At 71.2% G+C, this 17616-nt stretch carries 16 protein-coding genes; 9 read left to right on the top strand and 7 right to left on the bottom strand.

All coding sequences use genetic code 11. The annotated features are described in order from the left end of the window. Positions 1-13: 13 nt before the first annotated feature. The gene (locus tag ACIQNU_RS38855) at positions 14-814 is read right to left on the bottom strand and encodes a hypothetical protein (RefSeq protein WP_401375920.1); all 801 of its coding nucleotides are present in this window, start codon (positions 812-814) and stop codon (positions 14-16) included. 127 nt (positions 815-941) lie between these two features. Here ACIQNU_RS38855 and ACIQNU_RS38850 point away from each other — a divergent pair, with 127 nt between their 5' ends. Further along, a complete protein-coding gene (locus ACIQNU_RS38850; protein WP_401375917.1) occupies positions 942-1484 on the top strand; it encodes a DUF1707 domain-containing protein in 543 nt (180 codons plus the stop codon). 55 nt (positions 1485-1539) lie between these two features. Here ACIQNU_RS38850 and ACIQNU_RS38845 read toward each other — a convergent pair whose 3' ends face one another. Genes ACIQNU_RS38845 through ACIQNU_RS38825 form a run of 5 tightly spaced genes read right to left on the bottom strand, consistent with a single transcriptional unit; the run spans position 1540 to position 7481 of the window. After that, positions 1540-2955 (bottom strand): MATE family efflux transporter, encoded by a 1416-nt coding sequence (locus ACIQNU_RS38845; protein ID WP_401375914.1) that lies wholly within the window; start codon positions 2953-2955, stop codon positions 1540-1542. Between the two features lie 4 nt (positions 2956-2959). Beyond that, positions 2960-3988, bottom strand: a complete 1029-nt coding sequence (locus ACIQNU_RS38840) for a cysteine synthase family protein (protein ID WP_401375911.1) — start codon at positions 3986-3988, stop codon at positions 2960-2962. Positions 3989-4019: 31 nt separating this feature from the next. Further along, entirely contained in the window at positions 4020-5423 is a 1404-nt protein-coding gene (locus tag ACIQNU_RS38835; RefSeq protein WP_401375908.1) for a Y4yA family PLP-dependent enzyme, read from the bottom strand. After that, the gene (locus ACIQNU_RS38830; RefSeq protein ID WP_401375905.1) at positions 5414-6451 is read right to left on the bottom strand and encodes an ornithine cyclodeaminase family protein; all 1038 of its coding nucleotides are present in this window, start codon (positions 6449-6451) and stop codon (positions 5414-5416) included. The genes ACIQNU_RS38835 and ACIQNU_RS38830 overlap by 10 nt, the downstream gene beginning before the upstream one ends. A 37-nt stretch (positions 6452-6488) precedes the next feature. Continuing rightward, positions 6489-7481: a TauD/TfdA family dioxygenase gene (locus tag ACIQNU_RS38825; protein ID WP_401375902.1), complete on the bottom strand. Its 993-nt coding sequence runs from the start codon at positions 7479-7481 to the stop codon at positions 6489-6491. A 341-nt stretch (positions 7482-7822) separates the two neighbouring features. Here ACIQNU_RS38825 and ACIQNU_RS38820 point away from each other — a divergent pair, with 341 nt between their 5' ends. From ACIQNU_RS38820 to ACIQNU_RS38805, 4 genes are all read left to right on the top strand, one after another. Continuing rightward, positions 7823-9373, top strand: a complete 1551-nt coding sequence (locus ACIQNU_RS38820) for an ABC transporter substrate-binding protein (protein WP_401375899.1) — start codon at positions 7823-7825, stop codon at positions 9371-9373. A gap of 131 nt (positions 9374-9504) precedes the next feature. Further along, positions 9505-10395, top strand: coding sequence for an ABC transporter permease (locus tag ACIQNU_RS38815; protein ID WP_401375990.1), 891 nt, complete (start codon positions 9505-9507; stop codon positions 10393-10395). Next, positions 10392-11243 (top strand): ABC transporter permease, encoded by an 852-nt coding sequence (locus tag ACIQNU_RS38810; RefSeq protein ID WP_401375897.1) that lies wholly within the window; start codon positions 10392-10394, stop codon positions 11241-11243. The genes ACIQNU_RS38815 and ACIQNU_RS38810 overlap by 4 nt, the downstream gene beginning before the upstream one ends. Further along, complete coding sequence (locus tag ACIQNU_RS38805; RefSeq protein ID WP_401375894.1) at positions 11240-12790, top strand: ABC transporter ATP-binding protein; 1551 nt, start codon at positions 11240-11242, stop codon at positions 12788-12790. Before ACIQNU_RS38810 ends, ACIQNU_RS38805 begins: the two co-directional genes overlap by 4 nt. A 299-nt stretch (positions 12791-13089) precedes the next feature. On the opposite strand, the gene ACIQNU_RS38800 is transcribed toward ACIQNU_RS38805, so the two are convergent. Beyond that, positions 13090-14055, bottom strand: a complete 966-nt coding sequence (locus tag ACIQNU_RS38800) for a LysR family transcriptional regulator (protein WP_401375891.1) — start codon at positions 14053-14055, stop codon at positions 13090-13092. A 126-nt stretch (positions 14056-14181) separates the two neighbouring features. Between ACIQNU_RS38800 and ACIQNU_RS38795 the strand changes: the two genes are divergently transcribed. The 4 genes from ACIQNU_RS38795 to ACIQNU_RS38780 all read left to right on the top strand — a co-directional run bounded on the left by ACIQNU_RS38795 (position 14182) and on the right by ACIQNU_RS38780 (position 17601). Then, entirely contained in the window at positions 14182-15174 is a 993-nt protein-coding gene (locus ACIQNU_RS38795; RefSeq protein ID WP_401375888.1) for an NADP-dependent oxidoreductase, read from the top strand. A gap of 60 nt (positions 15175-15234) precedes the next feature. After that, a complete protein-coding gene (locus ACIQNU_RS38790) occupies positions 15235-16284 on the top strand; it encodes an aldo/keto reductase (protein WP_401375886.1) in 1050 nt (349 codons plus the stop codon). An 80-nt stretch (positions 16285-16364) separates the two neighbouring features. Beyond that, positions 16365-17024 (top strand): SDR family NAD(P)-dependent oxidoreductase, encoded by a 660-nt coding sequence (locus ACIQNU_RS38785; RefSeq protein ID WP_401375883.1) that lies wholly within the window; start codon positions 16365-16367, stop codon positions 17022-17024. Positions 17025-17061: 37 nt separating this feature from the next. Continuing rightward, positions 17062-17601 (top strand): DUF6368 family protein, encoded by a 540-nt coding sequence (locus tag ACIQNU_RS38780; RefSeq protein WP_401375881.1) that lies wholly within the window; start codon positions 17062-17064, stop codon positions 17599-17601. Positions 17602-17616: the final 15 nt, after the last annotated feature.

Raw genomic sequence — 17616 nt, 5'->3', positions numbered from 1 at the left:
TGGCGCCCGGCCGTCAGTTGAAGAGCACAAGGACGAACTGACCGGGGACGGCGACGAGGCCGAGTACGAGGATGGGCAGACCGAACACGAGATACAGCCAGTTCAGTACCCAATTCGCCCGCATCTGCACGCCGACCATCCGGTCGGAACGGTGAGGATCGTAGAGCACCTGAACCTGGGGCGGATTGCTGCCGCTCACCCAGTCCGCGTGCCCGCGGAAATCGCGGACGACGCCCGAGGCGTCCGTGAACTGGAAGATCCGGTAGTTGGACGGATGCCGAGTCGCCAGCACGGTGAGGCCGGACCGTCGCAGAGCCCACGTCAGATACATGTCCCGGCCCACCGAGTCGCTGATCGCATAGCCGATGAACAGCGGGAACCAGCCGAGGAAAAAGAAGAGAACATTCCCGGCGGACCCCCACCCGATCGCCACCCCTCCGCTCGCCAGGCACACCCCCAGGAAGGCCCACAAGCCATAGGCGGGTCTTCGGCGGGGCGGTCGCGCCTCGGTCAGGACCAGCGCGGCCCCGTCCCGCCGCGGCTCGCCCGGCACCCGCTCGGGCACCAGGGCCGCGACCATGTCCACGAAGGCCGCGACCGCCGGCCCGCTACGGCACCGCAGCCGGTACACGGTGGCCGGACCGCTCACCGTGGTGAGCACGATCTCCAGCGTCAGGCCGTTCTCCGCCGCGCGTATCTCCTCCACCGCCTCCAGCGGAATACGCCGTATCGCCTCCTGCTCCAGTCGTAGGGCGCCACCGTCGAGTTGAGCCGTACCGTCACGGCCGCGCAGGACAAGCGGAGAGGTCGTCATCGTGTGCCACTTTCACCGAAGAGCAGAGGGGCGGACTCGTAGGAGACCTACGGGTGGAATCAAAGGTTGCTCCGGAATGTGTGGCGGCGCTTTCACCGAGGCGCGGGGGCGCCATTAGAGTGAAACGGTGACTCCATCGCAGGAAGACCCGGCGCGGCTGATCAGGGAAGACGACCGCGACGCGGCCGTGCGGCGCCTTCAGGAGGCGTACGCCGAAGGGCACCTCTCGCACGAGGAGATGGACGAACGCCTGCACGGGGCGCTCACCGCCACGACGCACGGCGAGCTGGTGCCGGTGCTGGCCTCGCTGCCGGCGGAGGACCCGGGCACCTCGTCCACGATCGCCGCCGCCGGCGGACGGATCCAGCGGCGCGGCGCGTGGCGGGTGCCCCGCACCCTCAAGGTCGAGTCGGCGTTCGGAAGGGTGCACCTGGATCTGTCCCGGGCGGTCTTCGAGCACCCGGTGGTCGACATCGAGTTGCGGGTCGGCACCGGCAGGGCCAAGATCACGGTGCCTCGCGACGCGACCGTCGAGATCGATGAACTGCACACCGGGTGGAAGGACACGCGCTACAGGCCCCGGCCGAGCCTTCGTCCCGGCGGGCCGACGATCCGGATCTCCGGGGTCATGGGCTTCGGCCGCCTGAAGATCCGCCACGCACGACGCTGAGGCCCGGTCCGGCACGAGGACCGTCACGACTGGCATTCGGGACCCGCGTGCCGGTTCAGGCCGTCGCGACGGTCATCTGGCCGTCGGCTCGTGCGGTGAGGGATGTGGAGTAGCGGCGCAGGAGCAGGACGGCGGTGGTGGCGAGGCCCGTGAGCAGGCCGAGCCAGATGCCGACGGCTTCGAGGCGCAGCGCGTACGCGAGGAGCCAGGACGCGGGCAGGCCGACGGCCCAGTAGCCGATGAGGGTGATACGGAAGCCGCTTCTGGTGTCGTCGAGGCCGCGCAGCAGGCCGACGCCGATGTTCTGGGCGCAGTCGAAGAACTGCAGGAAGGCGGTCACGATCAGCAGGTGGGTCGCGATGGTCAGCGCCTCGTCCGAGCCGGACTCCAGGAAGGGCGTCAGGACGAGGCGCGGCAGCGTGAGATAGAGGACGCCTACGACGGTCATGACGGCGCCGGCGCAGGCGAGCGCGGTGTTCTTGATGCGCCGGGCGTCGTCGTACCGGCCCAGCGCCAGTTCGCGGCTGACATTGATCGACGCGGCGTGCGAGAGGCCGACGGCGACCTGGAAGACGATGTAGACGAGTTGGTTGACCGCCGTGTGCGCGGCCAGCGCGGCGGGTCCGAAGGATCCGGCCATCAGCGCGGTGAGGGAGAAGAATCCGGCCTCGGAGCCGTAGGTGGCGGCGATGGGGATGCCCAGCCGCAGCAGCCGTTTGACGACGGCCGGATCGGCCTTGACGAGGTGCAGGGACAGCAAGGGGGCCAGTGTGGTGTCCTTCTTCGCCGCGAGGTAGAGGGCGAGGAAGGAGAGCAGGTAGACGGTGGAGGTGGCTGTGCCGATGCCGGTCAGGCCGAGGCCCGGCAGGCCCCAGGTGCCGTGGATGAGGACCCAGTTGAGTCCGGCGTTGACCGCGATGGAGGCGATGGTGATCCGGAGCAGGGCCTGAGGCCGCCGCATCCCCACGGTGAACTGGCGGATCGCCTGGAACCAGAGGCAGGGCAACAGGCCCGGAGCGAGAGCGAAGAGCACGCTCTGGGCGCGGTCCGCGACCTCGGCGTCCTGGCCGAGCCAGGGCAGGGCCTGACCGATCAGGATCATCAGGACGGCGCCGGCGATGCCCGCGAGGGTGGCGAGCGCCATGCTGGCGCGGACGATGCCGCGTACCTCCTCGCGACTCCGTTCCTCTTCGCCGCCCCGTACCTGCTCGGCGAGGGCTCCGGCGGCGGCGATCTGGTTGCCGACGGAGGTGACCAGGCCGACGCCCATGGTGCGTACCTGGTTGAAGATGACGATGGCCAGGCCGCCCGCGGCCAGCTCCTTCGTCCCGAGGAAGCCCATCATCACGGTGTCGGTGGTGGTCAGGGCGACCTGGGCGAGCTGGGTGAGGATCAGCGGGACGGCGAGGGTGGCGAGGGCCCGGCTGTCACGGACGAGGGTGCCGAGGGTGGCGCGGAGGGTGGTCGGCATCGGGTTATCGGTTCCCGCGGAGCTTGGTGAGGAGTTCGTCGATGTGCCGTTCCGCGTCCGGATCGAGGAGGCCGCGCTCCCGCATCCAGTCGTCGTCGAAGACCGTGTCCATGTACTTCTCCCCGCCGTCATTGATCAGGGCGACCATAGTCGTCCCGGGCGGCAGCGACGGCAGGCGGGTCAGCGCCTCGTGGACGACACCGCCTGCGGAGCCTCCGATGAGCAGTCCGGTCCGTGCGACGGCCCGGCAGGTCGCGAACGCCTCGACATCGCCGACCTTGACGCCCTCGTCGATCAGGCCGAAGTCGACCAGGGCGCCGATCTCGGCGCCCTCGGGGGTGCCGGTGCCCGACTGGTAGTAGTCGTGCGCCGGGCCGCCGAAGGCGATGGAACCCTTGGGTTCGACTCCGACGGTGGAGACGCCCGGTATGAGGGTGCGCAGTTCGCGGGCGGTGCCGCACAGGCCGCCGCCGGTTCCGACGGCGCCGACGAGGACGTCGAGCTTTCCGTCGAGGGCGGCGTTCAGCTCGTGGGCCACGGGGAAGTAGCCGACGCCGTTGGCGGGATTGTTGTGCTGCTCGGTGAAGACGGTGTTGTCCTGGCCGCGCGCCATGTCCTCGGCCAGTTCCTCACGGGCCGCTGTCGCCAACTCCTCGGTGCCGTCGTCCACCACGTACACCAGCTCCGTACCCAGGGCCTTCATGGCGCGGAGCTTGTCCGCGGCGGCGTGTTGGTCGACCACGGCGGTGAAGGTGTAGCCGCGTTCGGCGGCGATCACGGCGAGGCCGAGCCCGGTGTTGCCCGAGGTGGATTCGATGACGCGACCGCCGGGCCGCAGCTCGCCGGAGCGCTCCGCGGCATCGATCATCGCGCGTGCCATCCGGATCTTCGCGGTGCCGGTGGGGTTGAACATCTCCAGCTTCAGCAGCAGACGGCTGCCGGTCTCCGACCGGGCCAGCTCCAGCAGGGGGGTGCAGCCGACGAGGTCGGACAGCTGGGAGACCACGGCTGGGCGGGCGAGGGCCGCGTTCATGGACGAACTCCTGGGTGAGTGGGGGGGGAGGTCAGCCGGTGGGTCGGCGGTCGAGGCGCCAGCGCGGGCGGTCGCCCAGCCGGTCGATGACGACCTTGGGGGGCAGCGGCAGGTCGTGGAAGGGCGACTCGTTCGAGTCCATCTGGTAGCCGGCCGTGTTCGGGTACACGAGGAGATCGCCGACCCTGGCACCGGCCGGCAGCGGAACCTTGCGCCAGGTGACCATGTCCGACTCCAGACAGGAGGCTCCCCCGACGCACGTGGGCGAGGTGCCGGTGGAGTGGGCACGGCCGGTGGGGGTCACCAGGACCGGGTCGGGCAGGTACTCGCTGTTGAACCACTGCTCGGACAGGCTCAGGCTGGTGCCGTCGACGGTGGCGACGCGGTACCCGTCGCGCTCCTTCAGCCCCTGGATACGGAAGACGGTCGAGCCCGCACCGGCCAGCAGGGCCCGTCCGGGCTCCAGCATCAGCAGCGTCCCCGTCTCCTTGAGCCGCGCGCCGAGGCCGGTCCGCCCGCCCTCGGGGACGGACGCCAGGATCGTACGCAGGGCGTCCGCTCCCGCGACCGGCGAGTGGTACGGGTAGAAGTCGCCGCTCCGGAACGTCTTGTGCGCGTGATAGTGCTCGGGGCGCTGCTCGGCGAGGAAGGTCTGCCACCGCTCGGCCGGGGCGTAGTCGACGGCGAAGCCTCCGCCGATGCTGATCCGGTCGGCCGGCAGGCCGAGGGCCCGTGCCTTGAGGCACCACTCGACCAGTTCGCCCGCGAGGTCGGTACGCGGCTGCGTGGCATAGCCGGACAGATGGAAGCTGAAGCCCTCCATCCGCACCGCGTCGCCCGCGCGCACGCACCGGCCCAGGGCGGTCTCCAACTCTCCGTCGTCCATGCCGAAGCGGCTGTGGGGTTGCGTGGGAGGCAGGCGGCGCAGCAGCAGTCGGGCCGGTCGCGCGGCGCCGGGCGATACGTAGGACGACACTTCCGACGCCGACGCGATGATCCTGTCCAGCTCATCAAGGGCGTCGACCGCCACCAGACACCCCTGCGACAGCGCCAACCGCAACAGCTCGTCACTCTTGGCGGGCCCGGTGACCACGAGGTGCTCACCGCGTACGCCGTGGCCGAGGGCTTCGCGCAGCTCCCCCGCACTGGCGACGTCGACACCGGCCTGGTGTGCGGCGGCACGTTCCGTCCAGAGGGCCGCCTTGTTCGCCTTCTTCGCGTAGTACACCCGCCCCTCCACACCGGCCTCGCCGAGCGCGGCGCGGAAGGCGGCGAGGTGGGTGTCGAAGCGGTGCGGCAGCAGGAAGTGGAACGGGCCGCCGAAGGCGTACGACAGCTCGTGCAGGAGTCCGCTGTCGAGTATCCGCTCGGTGTCGGGGTCCGGGTGGGCGGGCAGCGTCGGCACCTGTGTCGTACGCGCGTCCGTCACTGCCACAGCGCCACCTCACTGCCCAGGCCCTGGGCGAGGGCGAGTTGCGCGAAGCGGTGGCCGAGGGCGATGTCGGTGACGACGAGACCGCTGTTGTACGCGAAGATCCTCTCCTCGGCGGAGCGGCGGCCCTCGGCGGCGCCGGCGAGCACAGCGGGGAACTCGCTGTCGACGGCGGGGAATTGTCCATCGGCGTCGGCCATGTCCGTGCCCGTGACCTTCATCTGGGCCTCGCTGGTGGCGATCACCCGGTCGGCGCGGTGCAGGGTCGAGGGGGCCAGGCCATGGCCGACCAGGATCGCCAGGGCGCCCGGCTTGAGGCGGTCGGACTCGACGGCGGCCGGGGTGTGGCCCCCGGCGGTCGCCACGACGACGTCGGCTTCCGCCGCCGCGGCCCCCGCGTCCGTGACGATCTCCACCTCACGGTCCGGGTGGTGGGCGTGCAGGTGTGCACGCACCGAGGCGACACCGTCGGCGTGCGTGCCGAAGACCATGAGCCGGTCCAGTTCGGGCAGCGTCTCCAGCAGGAACGGCAGCGCCAAGCGCCCTTGGGTTCCGGTACCGATGACCAGGGCACTGCGCGCGCCCGGCACGGCGCATTCACGCGCAAGCAGCGCGGACACCGCCGGGGTGCGCAGGGAGCCGATCCGGGAGCAGTCCATCATCGCCACCGGCAGACCCGTGGAGTCGTCGTAGAGCGTCAGAGTCGTGTAGTAGTGCTGTTCCTCCCGGCCGACGTTCAGGCCGTGCTTGTACGAGGTCTTGACGGCGACCACGTCCCGGGAGCCGTCCCGGCCCAGCATCGCGTAGGCGACGGAGTGCTCGTCCCGCGGCTTGACGGTGAGCTTGCGGGGGTTGTCGGACTGCCCGGCGTGCAGGGTGCGGTAGGCGCCCTCCACGGTGGCCACGACGTCGGTCAGGGTGATGTCGATCCCTGCGAGGTCGCTCTTGGAGAGGATCCGCAGGTGGGTGTCGGCGGCGGATGCCGCGCCGTCCGCCGTGCCGGTGCGGGTGTCGTTCCGGGTGTCGGTCATTGCTCAGATCCTTCCGTTCGGGGGCGTCGGTCCGGGTTCACCGGGCGTGGGCTTCGATCGCGGCCTGACCGTAGCCGTGCTCCGTGGCCTCGGCGGGAGGGCGGGTGCGGCGGCCGGGGACGCGGACGGAGACCCGCTTGAGCCATCGGTCGGTGCCGTCGTAGCGGGCCTGGAAGGGGACGCGGCCGTGGACGACGAGGTCGTTGTCGACGACGAGGACCTCGCCGGGGGTCAGGCTGACGGAGACGGACACGCGTGCGAGTTCGTCTTCCAGACGGCGGTAGGCCGCGCGGTAGGTGGCGTCGGCCCGGTCGAGGGGTGTGTAGGCGGGGTCGAAGCGCAGGGTCGTCCCGTCCTCGCCCGCGAACAGGGTGGGGACGGCGGGGGGTTCCGCTTCGGCGTAGCCCTGGGCCTCGGCGTAGGCGTCGTCCGGGAGGATCGGCACCACGGGCCTGGACAGGGTCTCCACGTCGTCGTCCGCCAGTTCCGTCCTGCGGATGCCGGCCGCGGTGGTGGCGATGTGGTCGTGGTTGCGCATGCAGCCGAGCATCAGCAGGTGCGCGCGGCCGGGGTGGAAGGCGTCCTCGGTGTGCGGGCTGAGGAGCACGCTGCTGCTGGCGCCGGTCTGCTCGCTCTCGTGTCCGGGCGACGGGACGATGTTGTGGACGAAGCGGCCGTTCTGCTGGCCCTCCCAGGCGATCGGGTTGCCCATGACGGTGGCGAGGAGCAGCAGCATGAGGTCGTAGAGCGCGCCGCTGTCCCCTGCGGTGGCCCAACTGTCCGGTGTGGGGCCGAGGGAGGCGTCGATCCGCAGACCCCGGAGCACGAACAGGCCGTCCTCGGTGTCGACGGGCCGGCAGTCGTGCCGGAGGGCGTCACCGAAGCCGTCGGCGGCCTTCGCCACGCGCTCCAGGAGTGCGGGGGATGTCGCCGATGTACCGAATTCTTCGAGTATCCGCTCGGCCGCGGTGCGGAGTTCACCCACGGTACGGGGGGCGAGCTGGCGGGCAGGTGCGGCTGCCGTGCTCATGACGAAGGAGTCCGTTCCATGTCGGGAGGGCAGGGGGCACCGCCGCCCGTACACAAACGGGCGGTGGCAGCCAACCGACAGTCACGCGGGGCCGGTTGCCCGGCGCTGCGGGCGGTTCGACCCCCGGCGGCGTCCGGAACGCTAGCAGCCGAGATTAGGTAAGGCACACCTTAGTATCAGACTGCGATGGCTGAAATCTGCCAGGCCGGACCGGCCGGTGAGAAGCGGCACGCGACCGTCCACGCACCGACACCCGCGCCCCCTTGCAGGAATGATTGTCATTAGGATAGGCAAACCTAAAATAGTTCTGGGTTGCCCGAAAACATGGAGCGAGGACGTACGTGGACTTCAACAGGCGTCAGGTGCTGTTGGCCGGCGGGGCGATAGGGACGGCCGCCCTGCTGGCCGCGTGCTCCTCGGGCGGCGATGGCACCGCCAACGGCTCCGCAGGTGACGGAGGCAAGCCCAAGAAGGGCGGCACCCTGCGCATCGGCGCGCTCGGCCGGGCGGGCGCCATCACCCGCGACCCGCACGGCACCCAGGGCAACGAGAGCGACTACCTCGTCCTCGCCCTCGTCTACGACACCCTCACCGTCCCGGGCGCCGACCCCAACACCAAGCCGCGCCTCGCCGCTTCGTGGGAACCGTCGAAGGATCTGAAGACCTGGCGCTTCAAGCTCGCCGAGAACGCCACGTTCCACGACGGCACCCCGGTCACCGCGGACGATGTCGTGTGGTCGCTGCGCCGGCTGCGCGAAACCCCGTCCGGCGCCGCCCGCCTGCCCGGTGTCGAGGCCAAGAACATCACCGCGGACGGCACGGACACCGTCGTCCTGGTCTCCGACTACGCCAACGCCGAACTTCCCCTGCTGACCCGGCTGACGACCTTCGTGATGAAGAAGGACACCTCCGACAAGGCGGTCGCGAAGGCGCCCGGGACCGGCCCGTTCAAACTGGACTGGTACCGCAACGGCAACGCCCGACTCGTACGCAACGACAAGTGGTACGGCGGCACCGTCCACCTCGACGCGATCGAGGTGACCATGTTCGAGACACCGCAGGCCATGGCCAACGCGCTGTTCGCCGGACAGATCGACGTGGCGTCCAACGCCGGTCCGGTCGCGGCGCGCACCGCGGAGTCCCGCAAGGATCTCCAGGTCGTACGCCGCCCCGACGACATGTCGATGCCCATCGTGATGCGGACCGCCGACGGCCCCTTCGCCGACCCCCGGGTGCGGGAGGCGATGCGGCTGGTGGTGGACCGCGAGGCCATGGTCAGGCAGGCGCTGTCCGGGTACGGCAACGTCGCCAACGACATCATGGGCACCGGCGATCCCGACTACGCCACGGACATCCCGCAGCGCAAGCGGGACCTGGCCAAGGCCGAACAGCTCCTCAAGGACGCCAAGTTCGACCTCTCCAAGACCTACGACCTGGTGACGACCGAGGACATCGCCGGTCTCGCCGACTCCGCGACCCTGTTCGCCTCCCAGGCCCGCGAGGCCGGCATCAAGATCAAGGTCGTCAAGCAGGAGTCCGGCACGTTCTACGACAAGACCTGGCTGAAGGGCGACCTCTACACCACCTACTGGGGCACCAACGACTCCGTGGTGTTCTTCGCCTCCAAGACCCTGGTCAGCGACGCCGGACAGAACGAAGCCGGGTTCAGCGACAAGGAGTTCGACGCCGCGTACCTCAAGGTCATCGGCACCACGGACCAGGAGGCCCGCACCAAGGACCTGCGGGAGCTTCAGCAGATCGAGTACGACCGGTCCGGCTATCTGCTGTGGGGCATGGCCGACGGTGTCGACCTGGCCGCTTCGAAGGTACGGGGACTGCCGAAGCTTCCCGGGTACGGCCGCGTACAGCTTGAGAACACGTGGCTGAGTTGAACCGCGGCGTCAAGGACACCGCGGTGACCGCTCCGGCCGGCACACCTGCCGGCGCGGGGGCGGCCACCGCGCGCCGTCGCCCCCTGGCGCTCCTCGGCCGCATCGCCGCGGCCGTGGGGCGCCGGGTCCTCATGCTGGTCGTGCTGCTCGCCCTGGTCTTCACGGCCGTCGAACTGCTGCCGGGGGACGCGGCCACGGCGACGTCCGAGCGCGGCGAGAGCGCCGCCGACCTCGCGGCCCGCCGTCATCTGCTGGGCCTGGACCGGCCGGTGTGGGAACGCTTCCTGGACTGGATGACCGGGCTGTTCACCGGGGACCTCGGCGTCAGCGCCCACGGCGAGAAGGTCACGCGCCTGCTGGCCGACCCGTTCCCCAACACGCTGCTCCTGGCGGCCGTCGCCTTCGCCCTGACGGCCGTGGCATCCCTGGCCCTGGGCTGCTGGGCCGCCGCCCGCACGGGCAGGCTCACCGACCGGGTGATCGGTCACGTCTCCACCTCGGCGTTCGCCGTCCCCGAATTCGTCGTCTCCGTCGGCCTGTTGGTGCTGCTCTCGCTCTGGACCGGATGGCTGCCCGCCGTCACCGTGTCCGGGGCCGACGGCAGACCGGCCGACTGGACCATGCTGATCATGCCGGTCCTCGCGCTGGTCATTCCGCAGACCGGATGGAACACCACCATCGTGCGCGGCGCGCTCGCCGACCAGGCCGCCACACCCCATGTCGAGGCCGCCCACCTGGACGGCCTGCCGGTGCGCCGCGTCATCTGGCGCCATGCCCTGCCCGGCGCCGTCCCCGCCATCGCCACCGGCCTCGCCACCTCCACCGGCATGCTCCTGGGCGGCACCGTGGTGGTGGAGACCCTGTTCAACTACCCCGGTATCGGCAGCGTGCTCGCCACCGCCGTCGCCACCCGCGACACCCCGCTCATCGCGGGCGTCGTCGTCTGCGCGGGCGCCGCGATCAGCCTGGTCCTGCTGGCCGCCGACCTCGTTCGCGCCCGAGTTCTGGGGAGCCCCGCATGAGCGCCACCCTCGCCACGGCCCGGAAGCGGAAGGGCTCGGCGGCCCGCGTACGGACGATCCGCCGACTGGCCCCGGGCCTTGTCCTGGTCCTGCTGGCCCTCCTCGGCCCGCTCCTCGCCGCGCACCCCCTCGACAAACCGGTCACCGCCCCCTTCGCAACGCCCGGCGGCGGGGCGCCGCTGGGCGGGGACCAGCTCGGCCGCGACGTCCTCAGCAGGCTCCTGCACGGCGGTACCGCCCTGATCGGCAGCGCCCTGCTGGTCGCCGCCGCCGTCACCGCGCTCGCCGCGCTCCTCGGCTGCTTCGCCGTACTGCACCCCGTCGTGGGCCGGGCGGTGGAACGTACCGCGGATGTCTTCATCCTGCTCCCGCCGATCCTGGGCATCATGCTCATCGCGCTGGCCTGGCCCGGCGGCGGGCGATGGGCCGTCATCGGCGCCTCCGTCGTCCTCGGCACCCCCTACGCGGTGCGTGTCGTCGCCGGGGCGGCTGCCCCGCTCGCCGGCGCCGGATACGTCGAAGCGGCCCTGGCAGGCGGTGAATCCCTCACGTACACCGCCACCCGTGAACTCCTGCCGAACCTGCGCGCCACCGTCCTCGCGCTGTTCGGTCTGCGCTTCGTCGAAGCCGTCTACGTCATCTCCATGGCCGGATTCCTCCAGATCGGCCCCCAACCGCCCGCCGCCGACTGGGCGTTGATGATCCGCGAGAACTCCTCGGGCATCCTCCTCAACCCGTGGGCGGTCCTGGCCCCCAGCCTGGCCATCGCCGCCCTCGCCATCAGCGTCAACCTCGCCGCCACCTCCCTCGCACCCCGCTCCGCACCCAAGGCGGTGACCACCCCGTGAACAACCCCCTGGCGTCGTCCACCACCGACGAGATCCCGGAACCCGCACCGGTCGGCGAGGGCAGCGCGTCCGCGCCGCTGGTGACGGTCGCCGATCTGAGCATCCGTATCCCCGAGGGGCCCGTCCTGCTGCGGCCCACCAGCCTGACCGTCCGGGCCGGCGAGATCACCGCCCTGACCGGGGCGTCCGGCTCCGGAAAGACGACGCTGCTGCGCGCCCTGATCGGCCACCTGCCCGCGCGAGCCACCGCCGACTGCACGACGTTCGACGTCCTGGGCCACGATGTCCCCGGCCTCGACCCGACGGCGCTGCGGACCCTGCGCCGCACGCGGGTCGGTTACGTGGGTCAGGACCCCGGTTCCGCGCTCAACCCGAGGATGAGGGTCCGTCACCTGGTCGCGGAGACCGCCACCTCCCTGAGCGACCAGGGCGTACTGGATCTGCTGCGCGAATGCAGGCTGCCCACGGACGACGGGCTCCCCGACCGCAGGCCCACCGCGATCTCCGGGGGCCAGCAGCGCCGGGTCGCGCTCGCCCGCGCCCTCGCCCGCGACCCCGACCTCCTCCTGCTCGACGAGCCGACCGCCGGACTGGACGAAGCCCTGCGCGACGAGATCGCGGGCCTGCTGCGCCAGTTGGCCGGGGCACGCGGTCTGGCCATCGTGATGGCGTGTCACGACCCCGGACTCGTCGCCGCCTGCGCCGACCACGTCGTACAGCTCACCACCACCGCGCCACGGCCCACCCCTCTGCCCTTGGCGCCGCCACCACGACGGAAGACGGATTCCCCTCGGTCCACGGACTCCCCTGCGGACGGCATCACGGCACGATCCGTCAGCGTGACCTTCCGGGGCCGGGGACAGAGCCGGGACCGGGACCGGGGCGGCGCCCAACTCGCCTTGCAATCAGTCGACTTCACCGCACCCCCCGGCTCGGCGACCGCGATCATCGGGCCCTCCGGCTCCGGCAAGACCACCCTGCTGCGGGTCCTCGCCGGCCTCCAGCGGCCCGACACCGGTTCGCTCGCCCTCGACGGGCACCCCCTGGCGCACGCCGCCCGCAAGCGCCGCCGCGAACACCACCGGCGCATCCAACTGGTCCCGCAGAACCCCTTGGCCGCGCTCAATCCCGCCCGCACCATCGGCGCGGCCCTGGCCCGCCCCCTGCGCCGGCACACCGAACTGACCAAGGCGCAGACCACGGACCGGATCACCGATCTGCTCGACCAGGTCGGCCTGCCGGCCGACTTCGTCCACCGCTACCCGCGCGAACTCTCCGGCGGGCAACGCCAGCGCGTCTCCATCGCCCGCGCCCTGGCCACCGACCCCGACTTCCTGCTCTGCGACGAGATCACCTCCGCGCTCGATCCCGACACCGCGGTCGCCATCATGGAACTCCTGCGACGCCTGCGCGCCGAGCGCGCCATGGCCATCACCCTCGTCAGCCACGAGACCCACCTGGTCGCCGCCTACACCGACACGGTCCACGTCCTGGAATCGGGACGCCTCACGGCCCACGGCCCCACCACGACACACGTACCGCATTGATCGATGGATCGGCCACGGGTGCCCTAGGGGTGGGGGCAAGGTCGACCTTCCCACAGGTATCTCGCTCACCCGGGGGGTGCCGTCGCGCTGCCGAGACCATGCGAACGAGGTCCGGCGCTCGCCGTCCTCCCACCAGGTGAAGTGGTCCCCCCCTTGCCGCTCCGGTAGTGGGAGAGGACTCGTATGCCTGCCGGGGCCGGGCTGGCCAGGGCGCGGAGGCCCGCTGCTGGGCGCACGGGGTCGCGCCCGACCGGGCAAAGAAGGCGGCCGGCGGCACATCCATCCCGCCGTCGCCGGACTCAGGGCACCATCCTCTTTGCTGATTCCCGCTGATCAGCCGCCGCTTCCGGTGGGGCAGTCGCCGCGACCTTGGTGGCGACCCGGACGAAGGCGGCGACGGCCGGCGCATGCGAGTCCTGGGGCCACGCGACGGCCAGGGTGGCCGGTGAGAGGTCGATGACGGGGCGGTAGGCGATCTCGGGGCGCGGATAGCGCCGGGTGAGGGATGTGGGGAAGAAGCAGACGATGCTGCCGAGTTCCACGAGCCTGAAGATCTGTGGCAGGTCCGAGGCGATCGGCGCCGCGCCGTCCGAGCCGTCCGACAGCGTCGTCTCGTCATCCGCCGGGTCGCCCTGTTGGCCGTGCGGGCCGAGCGCGGGGCCCTGGTCGGCGGGGGATCCGTCGGGGAGGCTGCGGCCCGCCAGGTCGGCCAGGCTCAGAGACGGCCGGGCGGCCAGCGGGTCCGCAGCCGCCAGAGCGACGAGGAACGGCTCGACGGCCAACGGCTCGGAGTCCAGACCCCGGTCGTCGAAGGGGGCGAGCAGCAGGGCGGTGTCGGCGCGGCCGTCGCGTACCGTCTGCGCCTGCTCGCCGACTCTGCCGAGTACCAGCGAGACCGGCAGGGCCGCTTCCTCGGCGGCGTACGCGTCGAGGATCTGCGGCAGCAGGCCGCCGTCGATGTCCGGCTTGAGCGCGAGCCGCAGCCGTGGTGTGGACTCGCCCGCGTGCTGGGCCCGCCGGCCGGCGGCGCCGATGGCGTCGAGCGCGGTACGGGCGTCCCGCAGCAGGACCTCCCCGGCCGGAGTGAGCGAGACCTGACGCGTGGTGCGCCGCAGCAGTCCAACAGCGAGCTGACGCTCCAGCTCCCGGATCGCGCGGGACAGCGGCGGCTGCGCCATGCCCAGCCGCTCGGCCGCGCGCCCGAAGTGCAGTTCTTCCGCGACCGCCACGAAGTACCGGAGCTGCCGCGTCTCCAAGTCATTCATACCCCCAGGGTATCAACGATGCCCGGATCGGTCCTTCAGGTCCGCCGCCGTGCGGCGTTGACTGGCCTCAGGAGACCAGCCGGGGAGACCGGCCGAGGAGACCGGCCGAGGAAGAGGAGATCAGCCATGCGTGCTGTCGCGGTACGCGGGACGGGTGCCACGCCTAAAGGTTCCGCACCGGAAGGTCCCGCACCGGAAGCTTCCGCGCCGGAACTGATGGAGCTGCCGGTCCCCCTCCCGGCGCCGGGAGAGGTCCTGGTCGCACTGGAGGCGGCGTCGGTGAATCCGATCGACATGGGCATCGCCGACGGCCTGTTGCCCATGCCCCAGGTGTATCCGCTCGTCCTGGGCGTGGACGGCGCGGGCCGGGTGACGGAGGCGGGGGAAGGTGTGCGCGGGTTCAGGCCCGGCGACATGGTGCACGGCCAGTTCCTCCGCGCGCCGTTGGGCCACGGCACGTTCGCCGAGTACACGGTCGTCACCGAGTTCCCGGACAGCGGGGCGCTCCAGCGCGTTCCGGACGGCATGCCCGCCGAGATCGCGGCGGCGCTGCCGACGGCGGGCATGACCGCTCTCGGCGCCCTCGAAGCCATCGGCCTGCGGTCCGGCCATTCGGTGCTGATCGTGGGGGCCACCGGCGGAGTGGGGGTCTTCGCCGTCCAGCTCGCGGCGGCACTCGGCGCGGAAGTCGTCGCGACCGCCCGGCCCGACGCCGACCGGTGGATCCGGCGGCTCGGCGCGGCGCGGACGGTCGACTACACGGCAGGCGACACGGCGCACCAGGTCCGCCGGGCACATCCGGACGGCGTGGACGCCTTCCTCGACCTCACCCGCGACACGGCCCGCTTCGGCACGTACGCCGGACTCGTCCGCGACGGCGGCACGGCGACGTCCGTGACCTTCACCGCGCCACCCGAACTGCTCGCCTCCGAGCGGATCACCGTCACCAACTACGCCATGCGGGACAAGCCCGACCTGCTCGCCCGGATCACCGCGGAGGCCGCGTCGGGCCGGATCACGGTCCCCGTCCAGCAGACCGTCACGCTGGACGAAGTCCCCGAAGCGCTGGCGCGGAACGCCAAGGGCGGCGCACGCGGCAAGACGACGGTACGCATCTGATGCCCGGTACGCGTCCCTTGCCAGGGCCGTCGTACGACACCTTCGAAGGAGAAGAGCATCGTGGACTACGTCAAGCTCGGCACCACAGGTCTTGATGTCTCGCCGATAGCGATCGGCGCGATGTCGTACGGCGAGCCCGGCCGCGGCCACCCGGTCTGGTCACTGGGCGAGGAGGAGAGCCGCCTGCTCATCAAGCACGCCGTGGAGCGGGGGATCAACTTCTTCGACACGGCGAACGTGTACTCGCAGGGCTCCAGCGAGGAGATCCTCGGCCGCGCGCTGCGGGACTTCGCCTCCCGCAACGATGTCGTGATCGCGACCAAGCTGCGGAATCCGATGCGTTCGGGCCCCAACGGAAAGGGGCTGAGCCGCAAGGCGGTCATGGCCGAGGTCGACCACTCGCTCGCACGCCTCGGCACGGACTACATCGACCTGTACCAGGTGCACCGCAACGACCACGCGACCCCGCTGGAGGAGACCCTTGAGGCGCTGCACGACGTGGTCAAGGCCGGCAAGGTCCGCTACCTCGGGGCCTCGTCCATGCCGGCCTGGGAGTTCGCGAAGGCGCTGCACCTCCAGCGCGCCCACGGCTGGGCCCGCTTCGTGTCGATGCAGGACCACTACAACCTGCTCGCCCGCGAGGAGGAGCGCGAGATGATCCCGCTCTGTCTGGACGAGGGCGTCGGTACCGTCGTCTGGAGCCCGCTGGCGCGGGGGCGCCTCGCCCGCGCGTGGGCGGACGCGAAGGCGACCGCGCGAGGTGGCGACGACGGGTTCGCCGACATGCTGTACACACCGGCGACCGAGGCGTCCGACCGTGCCGTGGTCGACGCCGTCAGCCGTGTCGCGGAGGCCCGGGGCGTCGGGCGCGCGCAGATCGCCCTCGCCTGGCTGCACAGCAAACCGGTCGTCACCGCACCGCTCGTCGGGGCGAGTACGACCCGGCAGATCGACGACGCGGTCGCCTCGCTGTCCATCGGTCTCGGCGACGAGGAGATCAGCGCACTCGAAGCGCCCTATACGCCGCGCCATGACTTCCAGGGCATCTCCGACGAGGACGAGATCCAGGCCGTCATGGCGCGCCTGCCCCAGTTCACGACGGCGAGCTAGTACCGCTGTCCCGTACCGCAAGCCGCAACCGCAACCGCTAGCCAGTACCCCAAGCCAGTACCGCAACAAAAGGAGCAACCATGCGTAAGGGATCCGCGCTCATCGTGGGTGCAGGCCCCGGCCTCGGCCTGGCCCTCGCGGAAGCCTTTGCCCGGGACGGCAACCCGGTGGCGCTGTTCGGGCGTGACACCGAGCGTCTGGAGAAGCATGTGTCCGGGCTGGTGGCCGAGGGCGGGACGGCGGGCGCCTACCGGGCCGACGTCGCCGACCCCGAGGGCCTGCGGGCGGCGCTCGTCCGGGCGGCGGACGAGCTGGGGGCGCCGGAGGTGCTCGTGTACAACGCGGCCCTGCTGACGCACGACACGCCCACCGAACCGGACGCGCAGGAGTTCGCACACTCCCTCGCGGTGAACGTCACCGGGGCCGTGGTCGCGGCGCGGACCGTCCTGCCGCTCCTCCGGGACGGCCGGGGAAGCCTGCTGTTCACCGGCGGCGGTCTCGCCCTCGACCCGTCGCCCGAGTGGACCTCGCTGTCGGTGGGCAAGGCGGCGCTGCGGGCCTATGTCCAGACCCTGCACAAGCAGCAGCAGGGCTCCGGCGTCCACGTGACCACGGTGACCATCGCGGGCTACATCGGCGGCGAGGACCCCCGCTTCGCTCCCCGTTCCCTGGCCAAGGCATACCTCGAACTGCACCACCAGCCACAGGCTCAGTGGCAGGCGGAACTCCTCTACGCCTGATCGCTTCCGACGGCGCCCGTCGAACTAGGCTCCCTGCATGCCTGGTCCGACGTTGGTGATCGAGTTGGCGGAACCGCCCTCCCCGGCCACGCTGCGGGGGTTCCGCGCGTTGATGGCGGGGCTCTCCTCCTCCTTCACCGAGGTGCGGCCCGGGTCCTTCGACGTCAACGTGCCCGCGGAGCGACTGGGCGTCGAGGACAGGCGGGAGGAGGACTGGCATCGGCCCTTCCTGGTGTACCTGATGGGGCCGGGCGCCGGCGACGAGAGCATCTTCGAGGCCGAGCACGCGGACGAACCCGAGGTGGAGGCCGTCCTCGGCTTCCGGCCGACCCATGCCGTCAATGTCAGCGCCGGCTGCAATCACGAGATCGACCACCTGGCCACGGCCCTGCTGACTGCCGCTGTCATGGACGTCATCGGGGGCGTGGCCAACGCCGAGCTGCTGGAGGGACAGGCGTCGGTCGTCGCCGGCCTTCCAGGGGTGTTGGGGATCGTGGACGACGACTCGATGGCGCTGGGAACGGCGGAGTTCCTGCGGGCCTGGGTCAGGCACCCCGCCTTTCGGCTGGTCAAGTAGCCAGAAGAAGACAGA

The sequence above is a fragment of the Streptomyces sp. NPDC091292 genome, from assembly GCF_044757265.1.
Lineage (GTDB): Bacteria > Actinomycetota > Actinomycetes > Streptomycetales > Streptomycetaceae > Streptomyces.
This window is presented reverse-complemented; position numbering and strand designations above follow the sequence as displayed.